We start from the raw sequence: 13,740 nt of genomic DNA, 5'->3' as shown, positions 1-13,740 counted from the left end.
GGCCGGGACCGCGCCCCCTTGACCCCGGGCGCTCCGCTTGCCACCTAACCGCCATGCGCGCGCTGAACCTCGCCCTGCTTGTCCTTTTCCCGATCGCCTGGTTCGCGCCGCTGATGCGGGCCGCGCTGCTGCCCATCTTCGGGATGGACGAGATTTCCGTGATCACCGGCTTGCAAAGCCTCTGGGCCAGCGATGCCGCTCTGGCCCTTCTGGTCACCTTCCTCGCGATCTTCGCGCCCTATGCCAAGACCATCGGCCTCGCGCTTCTCCAGTTCGGCCTCCTCTCGCCCCGCGCGCTCCCGGCCCTGCACGTCCTGGGCAAGCTCGCCATGGCCGATGTCTTCCTCATCGCGCTCTACATCGTCATCGCCAAGGGCGCGGGCCATGTCACGGTCGAGACCGCCTGGGGTCTCTATCTCTTCACCGCCTGTATCCTCGCCTCTCTGGCGCTCAGCTGGGCCGATCGCCGCGTTTGATGGCTTGCCCGGCCACCCTCTCCCGTAGAATCACGCAGGCGTGACCGGCACCGCAGGATCACAACCCTAGCGAATTGAACGCAGGGTCGAAGATGGTTTTCCAGCGGAAAAGGCATCATTTGGCCGGATCGTTTCCGGGCCAGAAACCGGCCCGGGGGAAATCGCCCGATTTCATGGCGAAACGCTTGGGAAAACCGACTTTTTCGGGATACGACTGTGGCAAATGTTGACAGGTACCGGGTGCGGACCTACCGTCAACTCCATTCAATTTTAGGGAGATTAGACATGTCGAAAGCCGCCATAGCTGCCTGTGCCTTTGTCCTGTCGGCCTTTGCGGCCAATGCCTCGCCGGTTGCTCCCGGTGACAGTGTGGACTTCAGCCTCGACAGCAACGGATCCCCGCAGATCACCAGCACCTTCACTGCTGGAAACGGCGTGGATTATTCCATCGGCTACCATACTCTGGACGTCAATGTCGGCGGCACCAATCAGCTTCTCCTGACCGTTTCGCCCGGCTCCTACTGCGGCGTCTTTTGCGCTGGTGGTGTCGCCTCCTTCGTTCTGAGCGGCCTTGACTTCGTGGGCGGCGAACTTCTCACTGGCTTCACCGTCACCGGTGCCGCGTCGATCTTCCAGAGCTTCACGATCCTTGACGGTCACTCGATCGCCTTCAACTTCTCGGATTCTGGCTTCTCCACGAACAACGACATCTTCGTGCAGGGCAATTTCATCACCGCTTCCCCGGTTCCGCTGCCTGCCGGTGCCGCGCTGATGCTGACCGGACTTGCGGCTCTGGGCGGCCTGCGCCGCTACCGCCGCGCCAAGTAAGCCGCCTCAGGCTTCACCACAGATTTGCGGGGCCCGGTCGTGCCAGTGACCGGGCCTTTCGCATTTCTCGCCCTGTCCTGGCACCTGCCAAAGCATAATCCGCGCTTGCGCTGCGCCGCGGCGCACCTACATGACAGCACAGCCTCACGCGCGCCTGCCCAAGAACCGAAAGTCGCCCCATGTCCGCGCCGATCCCCCTATCGCTCCTTGATCTCGTCCGCGTCCGCGAGGGCCGCGATGCCTCGGACGCGCTGACCGAGGCGCAGGACACCGCCGCCCATGTCGATGCCCTGGGCTACACCCGCTACTGGGTGGCCGAGCATCACAACATGGAAGGCATCGCCTCTGCCGCCACCTCGACCGTGCTGGCCCATGCCGGGCAAAGGACAAGCGGCATCCGCCTGGGCGCGGGTGGCGTCATGCTGCCCAATCACGCGCCCTATATCATCGCCGAGCAATTCGGCACGCTCGCCCGCATTTTCCCCGGCCGCGTCGATCTGGGCCTGGGCCGCGCCCCCGGCACCGATCAGGCGACCGTGCGGGCGATCCGCCAGAACCCGATGCAATCCGAGGACTTCCCCCAGGATGTGGTCGAGCTGATGCATTGGTTCGAACCCGCCCAGCCCGGCCGCGTCCAGGCCTGGCCCGCGCCGGGCGCCCAGATCGCCTTCTGGATGCTGGGCTCCTCGCATTTCGGCGCCATGCTCGCGGCGGAACTGGGCCTGCCCTATGCCTTTGCCAGCCATTTCGCGCCCGATTACCTGATCGAGGCGCTGCACCTGTATCGCAGCCGCTTCAAACCGTCGAAATTCCTCGCCCAGCCCTATGCTTCCGTCGGCGCCCATGTGATCTGCGCCGAGACCGCGGCCGAGGCCAGGCGCCTTTTCACCACCACGCAGATGAGCTTCTGCGGCATCATCCGCAACGACCGCCGCCTGTCGCCACCGCCGATCGATGACATCGCCACCTATTGGCGGCCGGGCGAAGAGGCGCATATCGGGCGAATGCTCTCCTGCGCGGTCGTGGGCGATCCGGCCCAGGTGCGCGCCGGGCTGCAAAAGCTTCAGCAGGACACGGGCGCCGATGAGTTCATCCTCGTCAGCGACATCTTCGATGTCGAGGCCCGCCGCCGTTCCCTGGCGCTAACCGCCGAAGCCTGGGGCCTGACCCCGCGCGCCTGACGCCGCAAACGCCCGATTCTTCGCCGAAAAATCGGGCCTGCCCTTTCGGTTGCAGGGGCGTCACCCCGCCCCTATGCTCCGCGCCGAAAGGACCCGTCATGGCCAAAGCGCAAGCCAGCTTCACCTGCACCGCCTGCGGCGCGTCCTTCCCGAAATGGTCGGGCCGCTGCGATGCCTGCGGGGCGTGGAATTCCATCATCGAGGAAGCGCCGCTCTCCTCCGGTCCCAAATCCCTTGGTGCCAAAGGCCGCACCGTGCCCCTGACCGACCTTTCGGCCAGCGAACCGCCACCGCCCCGCGCCGCCTCGGGCATCTCGGAACTGGACCGCGTCCTGGGCGGCGGCCTTGTCCCCGCCAGCGCCATCCTGGTCGGCGGCGATCCCGGCATCGGCAAATCGACGCTTCTCTTGCAAGCCGCCGCCAGCTTCGCCCGCCAGGGCCTCTCCTGCCTCTACATTTCGGGCGAGGAAGCCAGCGCCCAGGTTCGGATGCGCGCCCAGCGCCTCGGTCTGGCCGAAGCCCCCGTCCGCCTGGGCGCGGAAACCAATCTGCGAGACATCCTGACCACGCTCGATGCCGAACGACCGCGCCTCGCCATCATCGATTCGATCCAGACCATGTGGCTCGATTCGGTCGAGGCTGCTCCCGGCTCGGTCAGCCAGGTCCGCGCCGCCGCGCATGAGCTGGTCACCTTCGCCAAGAAGCGCGGCGTCGCGGTGATCCTTGTCGGCCATGTCACCAAGGACGGCCAGATCGCCGGGCCTCGCGTCGTCGAGCATATGGTCGACACCGTGCTTTATTTCGAAGGCGAACGCGGTCACCAGTTCCGCATCCTGCGCGCGGTGAAGAACCGCTTCGGCCCGGCAGACGAAATCGGCGTTTTCGAGATGACCGGATCGGGCCTCTCCGAAGTGCAGAATCCCTCGGCCCTGTTCCTGTCCTCGCGTGACACACCCGCGCCAGGCGCCGCCGTCTTTGCCGGGATCGAGGGCACCCGCCCCGTCCTGACCGAGATCCAGGCCCTTGTCGCGCCCTCCACGCTCGGCACACCGCGCCGCACTGTGGTCGGGCTCGATTCGGGCAGGCTTTCCACCATCCTGGCCGTGCTCGAGGCCCGCGTCGGCATTCCCTTCGCCGGATTGGACGTTTTTCTCAATGTCGCGGGGGGCTTGCGCGTCAATGAACCCGCCGCCGATCTGGCGGTGGCCGCCGCCCTTCTTTCGGCGCGCGAAGATATCGCGATCCCGCCCGACATGGTGCTTTTCGGGGAAATCTCGCTTTCCGGCGCGTTGCGCCCGGGATCGCAGACCGAAAACAGGTTGAAAGAGGCCGCGAAACTTGGTTTCACACAGGCGGCCCTGCCCCGGGGGTCGCGCTCCGGCGCGGCATCGGGAATGCGGCTGCGCGAGATGGCCGACCTGACGGCTTTCACAGGCGAAATGTTCGGAGCGGGCTAGGCCCCGGGAGAAACCATGGACAACTTCACCGCGGTCGACGGCGGCGCGGCGCTGATCATCCTTCTGTCGGCGATCCTCGCCTATTCCCGTGGCCTCGTGCGCGAGCTGATGGCCATTGTCGGCTGGATCGGCGCGGCCGTCCTGGCCTTCATCTTCGCCCCGTCCGCCGCCCCCCTGGTGCGGGAAATCCCCGCCGTGGGCGATTTTCTGGCCGACAGCTGCGAACTCTCCGCCGTCGCGGCCTTTGCCGGGGTCTTCGCCATCGGCCTGATCCTCGCCGCGCTCTTCACCCCGCTCTTCGCCAGCGTGGTGCAACGCTCTGCCCTTGGTGGCATCGACCAGGCGCTCGGCTTCCTGTTCGGCGTATTGCGCGGCGTTCTGCTGATCGCGGTCGCCTTCATCGTCTATGACCGCGCCCTCGCAAACCAGTCGGTCCCGATGATCGACAATTCTCGCACCGCCAAGGTCTTCGCCAATTTCCAGGCCTCGATCGACGCCGCCATCCCGACCGATGCGCCCGGCTGGATCGTCGCGCGCTACAATGACCTGACCGCGATCTGCACCCCGCAAGAGACGGCACCCGCTGCCGTCGCCCCCGCCGCGCCGACGCCGACCCCCGGCAACTGATCGCGTCCCGGTGCGGATCCTCTGCCTGAATTGCTGGGGCGGGCGGATCCATCCCGGACTGATCGCCTATCTTGGCGGCTCCGAGGCCGATGTCCTTTGCCTGCAGGAAATCGTCCACGGTCCCGACGCACCCGAGGGCTGGCTCGACTACCGCGATGGCGACACCCGCCTGCCGCAGCGCGCACGGCTCTATGACGAGATCGCCGCCGCCCTGCCCGGCCATCGCGGCGCGTTCAGCCCCGCAGCCCGCGGACCGCTCTGGCGGGGCGATCAGCCCTTCCAGACCTTCTGGGGCCTGGCGAGCTTCTGGCGGCACGATCTGGTCCTGACCGGCATGGCCCAGGATTTCGTCCATGGCGCGTACAACCATGACGGCTATGGCCCGCATCCGCGCGCCCGCACCGGCCTTGCGATGCGGTTGTTCGAGCCTGCCCTGGGCCGACATGTCACCATCGGCCAGATGCACGGGCTGCGGGATCCCGCCTCCGGCAAGACCGACACGCCCGAGCGCGCGGCACAAGCCGAACGATTTGCCGCCCTGGCCCGCGGCCTCGCGCAGCCCGGCGACGCACTGGTCCTCTGCGGTGATTTCAATGTCGAGCCGGACAGCATGACCTTGCGGCACCTGGCCCGGCCCGGCCTGACCGAACTGGTCACGGCGGGCGGTTTTCCCGGCACCCGGAACGCGCTCTATTCAAAACCCGGCCGCCATGCCGATTACATGCTGGTGGATAACGCGACACCTGTCCGGCATTTCGACGTCGTGACCTCGCCCGAAATCTCGGACCATTGCCCGCTGGTGCTTGAAATCTGATCCATGCGGCACAGGGGCGCCCGCAACCGTCCCTGTGCTGCGCTGCACAGCAGCATTGTCGTGACAGGGAGGTGACATTCCCCCCGAAGCGCACTATCTGGGGCGCAACCCGCCCGTAAGGCCGCTTTTAGGATTCGGAGTGCCCATGCGCCGCTTCCCCGCCCACCCGTTCGACCCCCTTCAGGATGGCGACAAGCTGAAAGAGGAATGCGGGATCTTCGGCGCCATCGGCGTCAAGGATGCCGCCACTTTCGTCGCCCTCGGCCTGCATGCTCTGCAGCATCGCGGCCAGGAGGCCGGCGGGATCGTCAGCTACGACCCGGCCGAAGGTTTCAACTCGGCCCGCCGCTTCGGCTATGTCCGCGACAATTTCACCCGCGCCGATGTGATGGAAACCCTGCCCGGCACGCTGGCCATCGGCCATGTCCGCTATTCCACTGCCGGGTCCAAGGGCGCCACCGCCATCCGCGACGTGCAGCCCTTCTTCGGCGAATTCGCCATCGGCGGCTGCGCCATCGCCCATAACGGCAACCTGACCAATGCCGCGCGCCTGCGGAAGGACCTGATCGAGCGCGGCGCGATCTTCCAGTCCTCGTCCGACTCGGAATGCATCATCCACCTGATGGCGCGCTCGATGCAGAAGACCCAGGCCGAGCGCCTGAAAGACGCCCTGCGCCTGGTCGAAGGCGCCTTCTCGGTCATCGCCATGACCCGCACCAAGCTGATCGGCGTCCGCGATGCCCTGGGCGTCCGCCCCATGGTCCTGGGCCGGGTCGGCGATACCGGCTGGGCGCTGGCCTCGGAAACCTGCGCGCTTGACATCATCGGCGCCACCTTCGAACGTGAGATCGAACCCGGCGAGATGGTCGTCATCGAAAACGGCGTGGTCAGCTCCTCACGCCCCTTCGCCCCGTCCAAATCGCGTTTCTGCATTTTCGAGCAGGTCTATTTCTCGCGCCCCGACAGCATCATCGGCGGCCGCTCGGTCTATGAAACCCGCCGCCAGATCGGGGTGGAACTGGCGCGCGAAGCCCCGGTCGAGGCCGATCTCGTTTGCCCCGTACCCGATTCCGGCACCCCCGCCGCCATCGGCTATGCCGCCGAATCCGGCATCCCCTTCGGCCTGGGCATCACCCGCAACCAGTATATGGGCCGCACCTTCATCGAGCCGACCGATGCCATTCGCAATATGGGCGTCCGGCTGAAGCTGAACGTCAACCGCGCGCTGATCCGCGGCAAGCGGGTGATCCTGGTGGACGACTCGGTCGTGCGCGGCACCACCAGCCGCAAGATCAAGGACATGATCCTTGAGGCCGGCGCGGCCGAGGTCCATTTCCGCATCGCGAGCCCCCCCACCGCCTGGCCCTGTTTCTACGGCGTCGATACGCCCGAACGGTCCAAACTCCTGGCTGCCACCATGTCGGAAGACGAGATGCGTGACTGGATCGGCGTCGACAGCCTGAAATTCGTCACGCTCGACGGCCTGTACCGCGCCGCGGGCGAGGCGGCGGGCCGCGACCCCAAATCGCCGCGTTTCTGTGATGCCTGCTTCTCGGGCGATTACCCGGTCGCCCCCAGCGACAAGCTGGCCGAGGGTTTCGAGATGAAGGCCGCCGAATGACGGCGCCGGGGGGGCCGCTGCGCTACCGGCCCCACCATTTCCTGTGCTCGCTTGGGTTTCAGGGCAAGGGCTATTCGCCCGAGTTCACCGCCAACATGACCGCCATCGTGCTGGGCCGCCTGCGCGCCCCTCGGGGCGATGCGACCGAAATCACCGTCATCGCCGCGCTTGACGACATCTGCGCCCCCTGCCCGAAACGTCGCGGCAGCGCCTGCGCCTCGCAAGAGCAGATCGACCGTCTCGACCAGGCCCATGCCAGCGCCCTGTCCCTGCGCCCCGGCGACCGCCTGACCTGGGGCGAGGCCAAGGCCCGAATCCGCCGGTCCGTCCCCGCCGGCAGCCTTGCGACCCTCTGCGCCGGCTGCCAATGGGAACCCTATGGCCTGTGCGAGGCCGCGCTGTCCGCGCTGCATCGGGACTCGGCCTGATCCCCAGCCCCGCCCCGCGGGCCGCGCGACAAGCCGCCGCCCGCCCCCGGCCTTGCCCTTTCATCTTGGCTCAAATACTCCGCAGGGGTCCGGGGCGCGCGCGCGCTGCCCCCGGCGCGACGCCACAGGAAAGCTCTGCCATGCCCCAGAAGATCGCACTCGTCACCGGCGCCTCGCGCGGCCTGGGCTATGCCCTGTCCCAGCAGCTTTGTGCCCGCGGCTGGCATGTCGTCGCCGTGGCCCGCACCGTCGGCGGGCTTGAGGATCTGGATGACCGGGTCAAGGCCCTCGGCCTGCCCGGCGCGGGCGATCTGACCCTCGCGCCGATGGATGTGACCAATGAAGACGCGATGCGCCATCTCTGTCGCTCGATCCATGACCGCTGGGGCGGGCTTGGCCTCTGGGCCCATACCGCCATTCATGCCACGGCCCTGTCGCCCGCGCCCTCGATCGACATGAAGGATCTCGACAAGTCCATCGCCACCAATCTGCGCGCCGCCTCTTTCCTGATCGGCATGGTCGATCCCCTGCTGCGCGCGGGCGAAGGCAAGGCACTCTTCTTCGACGACCCGCTGCCCGGCCAGCCCTTCGCCGCCGCCTATGGCACGACCAAGGCCGCCCAGATCGCACTGGCCCGCGCCTGGCAGGCGGAGACGCGCCGCACCGGCCCGCAGATCGAAATCCTCAGCCCCGCGCCGATGCCGACCGCCGTTCGCGCCCGCTTCTATCCGGGCGAAGACCGCAAGCCCCTGGCCGACCCCGCCGCAGAAGCCGGGCGTCTCCTCGACCTCGCCGGGGCCTAGGGCCTCAGCGGTTCAGCCGCCAGACCGCGTGGTTCAGCGCCAGCGCCACGCAGAGCCAGGCCAGATAGGGCAGCAGCAACAGCCCGGCGATCCAGTCCAGGCCAAAGGCCGCGATGACCAGCGCGGCCACAACCAGCCACAGCAGGGCCAGCACGGCAAGGCCCAGCCCCATGCGATGCGCGCCGAAGAAAACCGGTGTCCACAGCGTGTTCAGCGCGATCTGCGCCGCCCAAAGCGCCAATGCCGTGCCGCTGCCCGGCAGCCCGGCCAGCCGCGCGCTCGCGATGGCGATCAGGATGTAGAGGATCGGCCAGACGATCGGAAAGGCCCGGTTGGGCGGCGTCCAGTCCGGCTTGCGCAGACCCTCATACCAGGGACCGGGCGGGAACAGCACGCCGGTCGCGCCCGCGGCCGCACAGGCCAGAAGGAAGATCAGGAACAGGGTCATCGCAGCACCTCCGGCTTTGCCCCCCAGGAAATAGGCAGCCCGGCGCCTTCTGTCAGCCCCCGAACCCCGCCGGGCCGCCGAAGATGCGGTCCAGATGCTCGGTCAGATAGATGCGCAGCCAGGGCGTATAGGCCCCGGGCCTGTCGCGCAGATCGGCCAGCAAGGCGGGCAGCGCGATCCAGCGCGTCTCGGCCACCTCGGTCGGATTGCGGCGGATCGCCAGATCCGGCCCGGCCTGCGCCAGGAAGACATCGACCAGCTCATGCTCGACCAGCCCACCGCCCACATCGGCGCGATATTCCAGCCGGTCGGCCAGAACCGGCGCCAGCCCGGTGATCCCCAATTCCTCTTCCAACCGCCGTGAGGCGCAGGCATCCGGCGCCTCTCCCCAATGCGGATGGGTGCAGCAGCTGTTCGTCCACAGAAGCGGCGTGTGATACTTGCCCGCCGCGCGTTGCTGCAACAGCGTCTCGTCGCCCCGCAGCACAAAGACCGACACCGCCGGATGGCGCAGCCCGCGCTGATGCACTTCCAGCTTGCCGAGCGGCTGCAACCGCCCGTCGACCCAGGCCGGGATCGCCGCGTCCAACCCTGCCTGCCCGCCCATCAGCCGCGTCCTCTGCCCGTCTCGCCCGTCGCCACTCTACCGTCGATAGTCAGCCGCGCCCCCCGCCGCAAGACCCCGGTGGTCGCGCCGTCGGCGCTAACCCGCTGTTAACCGCCCCTGCGCCAGCATGAAACCTGCCAGACGTTGGGAAGACGTTCGGAAGACGTTTGGAAGACATCAGAAAGACGCCGTTCTTGGCCCAAGGGAGAAGCCCTATGCACCTGATCCACCCCGCTGATGAGCTTGCCGATATCCGGGCCGACATCGCCCGGCTCAAGCTGCGCGAGGCCGAATTACGCGCCCTGATCCTCGCCAGTCCGCAACCGATGACCCAGGGCCGCTGGTTCCGCGCCGAGGTGGTGGAACGCCGCGCCCGCCACCTGAATCCCGCTTCCCTTCCCGCCTCGATCCGCAACGATCCCTTCTATTGGCAAGACCGCGTGACCCGCGCCGTCACATGCATCGCCGTTCACCCCCGCCTCGCGCCCCGCCCCGGCTGGCCCATCCAGCGCGGCACCAACGCGGCACCCTTGCCGCCCCAAGGCCAGGCATCGCTTCACTAAAGTGTTGAAATAAAACGCAACGCGGCCTCGGGCCGCAGCCCCTATGCAACCCGGTCGCGCGCGCCTATCCTTGCCAGCAGGAGGCAAGGCGCAAGTGACCCCGCATCATCACCCAAAGGATCAAGGCCAGATCACCGCCCGCCCGGCGGCGATGCCGGAAGAAGCCTGGGCCGAGGTGCTGTCGGCGGTCGACCGCACCTATGCCGATCTGGTGGACTATCAGGAGCAGCTCGAGCGTCAGAACGCCCGGCTGCAAGAGATGCAGGCCTTCCTGACCTCGATCCTCGCCTCGGTCTCGGATGTGCTGATCGTGCTCGACCGCGCGGGCCGCATCGAACAGGTCTCTGCCTCGCTTCTCGCCCGCAGCGGCGCCCGCGCAGCCGCGCTGACCGGCCAGGACGTCGCAAGCCTCGTCCCGCCCGAAGACGCCCCCCGTCTCTCCGACGCTCTGGATCGCCTGCGCGCCGACCGTCGCCCGACCGTTCTGGAACTATCGCTGGTCACACCGCAAGGCCCTGAACCGCTTGAGCTTTCTGTCGCCCCCCGCCTTGACGACCGGGGCCGCGTCGCGGGGTTCGTGCTGACCGGCCGCCCCTTGGGCGAATTGCGCCGCGCCTATGCCGAGCTGACCGAAAGCCATGACGCGCTGAAATCGGCGCAAAGCCTGCTGGTCCGCAACGAAAAGCTCGCCTCGCTGGGCCGCCTTCTGGCCGGGGTGGCGCATGAGCTGAACAACCCGATCAGCTTTGTCTATGCCAATGCCCATGCGCTTGACCGCTATGTTGGCAAGTTCGAGACCTATTTCACCCGCGTGCAGGATGGCGCCGAACGCGAGGAACTGGTCGCGCTGCGCGAAAGCCTGCGCCTGGACCGCGAGATCACCAATCTGCGCCAGGCCACCCAGGGCGCCCGTGATGGCGCCGAGCGGGTGCGCGACATTGTCGAGGATCTGCGGCGGCTGTCCTCGGATGGCACGGGAGAGCGCGTGGCCTTCGATCTGGCCGAAACGGCGCGCACCGCCGCCTATTGGGTGCTGCGCGGCGCGAAAGACGCCCCCGCCCTGACCATCGAGGGGACCGCCCCGCTGATGGCCTGGGGCCGCCCCGGCCATGTCCAGCAGATCGTGATGAATCTCGTTCAGAATGCCGTCGACGCGGTCGAGGGGCGCGACTCGGCCTCGGTCACGCTGACGCTCTCCGCCGAAGACAATCGCGCCAGCCTGACTGTCGCCGACAGCGGCCCCGGCGTCCCGCCCGACCTGCGGGCCTCGATCTTCGATCCGTTTTTCACCACCAAATCGGTCGGGCATGGCACCGGGCTTGGTCTGTCGATCAGCCTGAAGATCGCCGAGGAACATGGCGGCCACCTGTCGCTTCTGGACCGGCCCGGCCCCGGCGCTTCCTTCCGGCTTGACCTGCCCGTAAGCGGAGAGACGGCATGAATCTTCTCTGGCTGCAAGCCTCGGGCTGCGGCGGCTGCACCATGTCGCTGCTCTGCGCCGAAGGCCCCACCGCTGTCGAAGCACTGACCGATGCCGGGATTACTCTTCTCTGGCACCCCGCTTTGTCGCGCGAGACCGGGGCCGAAGCCTTGTCCCTGCTGCAAGCGGTCGAGGCGGGTGAAATCCCGCTGGATATCCTTTGCGTCGAAGGCGCCATCGCCCGGGGGCCGCGCGGCACGGGGCGGTTCCAGATGCTCTCGGGCACCGGGCGCAGCCTGATGGACTGGACACAATCTCTGGCCGCGCGGGCACGGCATGTCGTGGCGGTCGGCACCTGCGCGGCCTATGGCGGGGTGACGGCGGCGGGGGGCAATCCTTCGGATGCCTGCGGGCTGCAATATGATGGCGCGCATCCCGGCGGCCTTCTGCCCACCAGCTTCCGCGCCGGCGCAGGCCTGCCAGTGATCAATGTCGCAGGCTGTCCGACCCATCCGGGCTGGGTGACCGAAACCCTCATGCTGCTGGCGGCGGGGGCGATGGCAACGGGTGATCTGGACGGGCTTGGCCGCCCGCGCTTCTATGCCGACAATCTGGTCCATCACGGCTGTCCCAAGAACGAATTCTATGAATACAAGGCCTCGGCCCGCACCTTGTCGGATCTGGGCTGCATGATGGAGAATCTTGGCTGCATCGGCACCCAGGCGGTGGGCGATTGCAACATCAGGCCCTGGAATGGCGAAGGCTCCTGCACGCGGGGCGGCTATCCCTGCATCAACTGCACCGCCCCCGAATTTGAGGATCCGCGCCACGCCTTCACCGAGACGCCCAAGATCGCGGGCATCCCCGTGGGCCTGCCGACCGACATGCCCAAGGCCTGGTTCATGGCGCTGGCCTCGCTGTCTAAGGCTGCCACGCCCGACCGTATCGGCCGCAATGCCGTGGCCGACCGCATCGTGGTGCCGCCGACGCTCAGGGCCAAGAAATGACCGATAGCCCCGCGCGCCTGGTCGTCGGTCCCTTCAACCGGGTCGAGGGCGATCTGGAAGTCACGCTGGACGTGCAGGAGGGTCGGGTGGCTTCGGCGCGGATCAACGCACCGCTCTATCGCGGATTTGAGTCCATGCTGGAAGGTCGCGATCCGCGCGATGCGCTGACCATAACGCCGCGCATCTGCGGCATCTGCTCGATCAGCCAGTCGGCGGCGGCGGCGCGCGCCCTGGCCGATGCGATGGGGCTTGTGCCCGAGCCGCAGGGCGCGCGGGTGGCCGCCCTGATCCATGCGGTCGAGAATATCGCCGACCACCTGACCCATTTCCACGTGTTCTTCATGCCCGATTTCACCCGGCCCGTTTATGCCGACCGGCCCTGGCATGGCCGCATGCTGGAGCGTTTCACCGCCGCCACCGGCTCGGCTTTGACCCGTGCCGTCGCGGCCCGGGCCGCGCTGTTCCACATCCTCGGGATGATGGCGGGGAAATGGCCGCATACCCTGGCGATCCAGCCGGGCGGCGTGACCAAGGCGCCCACGGCGCGCGACAAGGCCCGGATCCAGGCGACCCTGCGCAGCTTCCGGCGCTATCTGGAAGAGGTGCTGTTCGGCGCCCCGGTCGAGGCCTTTGCCGATCTTGCTTCGGTCGCGGCGCTGGAGGGCTGGAGCGGCGGCGACGTGGCCCTGTTCCTCGAAGCTGCCGCCGATCTGGATCTGGCGGCTCTTGGCCGCGGTTCGGGGCGCTACCTGTCTTTCGGGGCCTATCCGATGCCGGAAGGCCCGATTTTTGCGCGCGGCATCTGGGATGGCGCCCTGCGCGCCTTTGACCCGGCGGCGATCCGCGAGGACATATCGCATGCCTGGATGCTGGGCGAGACACGCCATCCCTCTCAGGGCGAGACACGGCCCGATGAAGACATGGCCGCGCCCGCCTATAGCTGGTGCAAGGCGCCGCGTCTTGACGGGCTTACGGTAGAGACGGGCGCATTGGCGCGTCAGGTGGTGGATGGCCATCCGCTGGCCCTGGCCCTGGCGGCCGAGGGCGGCGTGCGGGCACGGGTGGCGGCGCGGCTTCTGGAAATCGCCCGAACCCAGCTCGTGATGGAAGAGCTTGCCGCCGGGATCCGGCCCGAGGAAAGCTTCATGGCCCGCGCCATCCTGCCGCGCGAGGGCGCGGGTATGGGTCTGGTCGAAGCCGCGCGCGGTGCCCTTGGGCATTGGCTGACCATCGAACGCGGGCGCATCGCGCGCTATCAGATCATCGCGCCGACGACCTGGAACTTCTCGCCTCGCGACGCGGCGGGCATGCCGGGTCCGGTCGAGGCGGCTTTGGAAGGCGCGCCAGTTCGCGCAGGAGAGGTCACGCCGGTTTCGGTTCAGCATATCGTGCGCAGCTTCGATCCCTGCATGGTCTGTACGGTGCATTAGGGATGGCCAGGGGCTCCGCCCCGGACCGCC

Annotated in this window: 15 protein-coding genes; 13 read left to right on the top strand and 2 right to left on the bottom strand. The window is 67.7% G+C overall.

Annotated features, from left to right (window positions below):
- The first annotated feature begins 53 nt into the window (after positions 1 to 53).
- From ACED67_RS01510 to ACED67_RS01470, 9 genes are all read left to right on the top strand, one after another.
- On the top strand, positions 54 to 476 hold the full coding sequence (locus ACED67_RS01510) for a paraquat-inducible protein A (protein WP_395539700.1): 423 nt from the start codon (positions 54 to 56) through the stop codon (positions 474 to 476).
- Positions 477 to 761: 285 nt separating this feature from the next.
- Complete coding sequence (locus tag ACED67_RS01505; protein ID WP_395539699.1) at positions 762 to 1,304, top strand: VPLPA-CTERM sorting domain-containing protein; 543 nt, start codon at positions 762 to 764, stop codon at positions 1,302 to 1,304.
- Positions 1,305 to 1,483: 179 nt separating this feature from the next.
- Positions 1,484 to 2,485: an LLM class flavin-dependent oxidoreductase gene (locus ACED67_RS01500; protein ID WP_395539697.1), complete on the top strand. Its 1,002-nt coding sequence runs from the start codon at positions 1,484 to 1,486 to the stop codon at positions 2,483 to 2,485.
- 98 nt (positions 2,486 to 2,583) lie between these two features.
- Positions 2,584 to 3,942: a DNA repair protein RadA gene (radA, locus tag ACED67_RS01495; protein ID WP_395539695.1), complete on the top strand. Its 1,359-nt coding sequence runs from the start codon at positions 2,584 to 2,586 to the stop codon at positions 3,940 to 3,942.
- A 15-nt stretch (positions 3,943 to 3,957) separates the two neighbouring features.
- Positions 3,958 to 4,569, top strand: a complete 612-nt coding sequence (locus tag ACED67_RS01490; RefSeq protein WP_395539694.1) for a CvpA family protein — start codon at positions 3,958 to 3,960, stop codon at positions 4,567 to 4,569.
- Positions 4,570 to 4,579: 10 nt separating this feature from the next.
- Positions 4,580 to 5,383 (top strand): endonuclease/exonuclease/phosphatase family protein, encoded by an 804-nt coding sequence (locus ACED67_RS01485; RefSeq protein ID WP_395539692.1) that lies wholly within the window; start codon positions 4,580 to 4,582, stop codon positions 5,381 to 5,383.
- A 145-nt stretch (positions 5,384 to 5,528) separates the two neighbouring features.
- The gene (gene purF / locus ACED67_RS01480) at positions 5,529 to 7,004 is read left to right on the top strand and encodes an amidophosphoribosyltransferase (RefSeq protein ID WP_395539691.1); all 1,476 of its coding nucleotides are present in this window, start codon (positions 5,529 to 5,531) and stop codon (positions 7,002 to 7,004) included.
- A complete protein-coding gene (locus ACED67_RS01475; protein ID WP_395539690.1) occupies positions 7,001 to 7,432 on the top strand; it encodes a DUF1284 domain-containing protein in 432 nt (143 codons plus the stop codon). Before purF ends, ACED67_RS01475 begins: the two co-directional genes overlap by 4 nt.
- 140 nt (positions 7,433 to 7,572) lie before the next feature.
- The gene (locus tag ACED67_RS01470) at positions 7,573 to 8,235 is read left to right on the top strand and encodes an SDR family NAD(P)-dependent oxidoreductase (RefSeq protein WP_395539688.1); all 663 of its coding nucleotides are present in this window, start codon (positions 7,573 to 7,575) and stop codon (positions 8,233 to 8,235) included.
- A gap of 4 nt (positions 8,236 to 8,239) precedes the next feature.
- Here ACED67_RS01470 and tspO read toward each other — a convergent pair whose 3' ends face one another.
- Together tspO and ACED67_RS01460 are read right to left on the bottom strand one after the other, a co-directional pair.
- The gene (gene tspO, locus ACED67_RS01465) at positions 8,240 to 8,683 is read right to left on the bottom strand and encodes a tryptophan-rich sensory protein TspO (protein ID WP_395539685.1); all 444 of its coding nucleotides are present in this window, start codon (positions 8,681 to 8,683) and stop codon (positions 8,240 to 8,242) included.
- Positions 8,684 to 8,735: 52 nt separating this feature from the next.
- Complete coding sequence (locus ACED67_RS01460) at positions 8,736 to 9,272, bottom strand: isopentenyl-diphosphate Delta-isomerase (protein WP_395540449.1); 537 nt, start codon at positions 9,270 to 9,272, stop codon at positions 8,736 to 8,738.
- 233 nt (positions 9,273 to 9,505) lie between these two features.
- Here ACED67_RS01460 and ACED67_RS01455 point away from each other — a divergent pair, with 233 nt between their 5' ends.
- The 4 genes from ACED67_RS01455 (at position 9,506) to ACED67_RS01440 (ending at position 13,710) form a co-directional block, all read left to right on the top strand.
- On the top strand, positions 9,506 to 9,853 hold the full coding sequence (locus ACED67_RS01455) for a hypothetical protein (protein ID WP_395539684.1): 348 nt from the start codon (positions 9,506 to 9,508) through the stop codon (positions 9,851 to 9,853).
- Positions 9,854 to 10,004: 151 nt separating this feature from the next.
- A complete protein-coding gene (locus ACED67_RS01450; RefSeq protein WP_395540448.1) occupies positions 10,005 to 11,294 on the top strand; it encodes a sensor histidine kinase in 1,290 nt (429 codons plus the stop codon).
- Positions 11,291 to 12,280: an NADH-quinone oxidoreductase subunit B family protein gene (locus tag ACED67_RS01445; protein WP_395539682.1), complete on the top strand. Its 990-nt coding sequence runs from the start codon at positions 11,291 to 11,293 to the stop codon at positions 12,278 to 12,280. Before ACED67_RS01450 ends, ACED67_RS01445 begins: the two co-directional genes overlap by 4 nt.
- The gene (locus ACED67_RS01440; RefSeq protein WP_395539679.1) at positions 12,277 to 13,710 is read left to right on the top strand and encodes a nickel-dependent hydrogenase large subunit; all 1,434 of its coding nucleotides are present in this window, start codon (positions 12,277 to 12,279) and stop codon (positions 13,708 to 13,710) included. Before ACED67_RS01445 ends, ACED67_RS01440 begins: the two co-directional genes overlap by 4 nt.
- The last annotated feature ends 30 nt before the right edge of the window (positions 13,711 to 13,740 follow it).

This window comes from Neotabrizicola paludis, from assembly GCF_044142105.1.
Lineage (GTDB): Bacteria > Pseudomonadota > Alphaproteobacteria > Rhodobacterales > Rhodobacteraceae > Pseudogemmobacter.
This window is presented reverse-complemented; position numbering and strand designations above follow the sequence as displayed.

Excerpts from the sequence above, each read along its gene's own strand:
- ACED67_RS01510 (WP_395539700.1), top strand. The coding sequence starts at position 54 with ATGCGCGCGCTGAACCTCGCCCTGCTTGTCCTTTTCCCGATCGCCTGG.
- ACED67_RS01505 (WP_395539699.1), top strand. The coding sequence starts at position 762 with ATGTCGAAAGCCGCCATAGCTGCCTGTGCCTTTGTCCTGTCGGCCTTT.
- ACED67_RS01500 (WP_395539697.1), top strand. The coding sequence starts at position 1,484 with ATGTCCGCGCCGATCCCCCTATCGCTCCTTGATCTCGTCCGCGTCCGC.
- radA (WP_395539695.1), top strand. The coding sequence starts at position 2,584 with ATGGCCAAAGCGCAAGCCAGCTTCACCTGCACCGCCTGCGGCGCGTCC.
- ACED67_RS01490 (WP_395539694.1), top strand. The coding sequence starts at position 3,958 with ATGGACAACTTCACCGCGGTCGACGGCGGCGCGGCGCTGATCATCCTT.
- purF (WP_395539691.1), top strand. The coding sequence starts at position 5,529 with ATGCGCCGCTTCCCCGCCCACCCGTTCGACCCCCTTCAGGATGGCGAC.
- ACED67_RS01475 (WP_395539690.1), top strand. The coding sequence starts at position 7,001 with ATGACGGCGCCGGGGGGGCCGCTGCGCTACCGGCCCCACCATTTCCTG.
- ACED67_RS01470 (WP_395539688.1), top strand. The coding sequence starts at position 7,573 with ATGCCCCAGAAGATCGCACTCGTCACCGGCGCCTCGCGCGGCCTGGGC.
- tspO (WP_395539685.1), bottom strand. The coding sequence starts at position 8,683 with ATGACCCTGTTCCTGATCTTCCTTCTGGCCTGTGCGGCCGCGGGCGCG.
- ACED67_RS01455 (WP_395539684.1), top strand. The coding sequence starts at position 9,506 with ATGCACCTGATCCACCCCGCTGATGAGCTTGCCGATATCCGGGCCGAC.
- ACED67_RS01450 (WP_395540448.1), top strand. The coding sequence starts at position 10,005 with ATGCCGGAAGAAGCCTGGGCCGAGGTGCTGTCGGCGGTCGACCGCACC.
- ACED67_RS01445 (WP_395539682.1), top strand. The coding sequence starts at position 11,291 with ATGAATCTTCTCTGGCTGCAAGCCTCGGGCTGCGGCGGCTGCACCATG.
- ACED67_RS01440 (WP_395539679.1), top strand. The coding sequence starts at position 12,277 with ATGACCGATAGCCCCGCGCGCCTGGTCGTCGGTCCCTTCAACCGGGTC.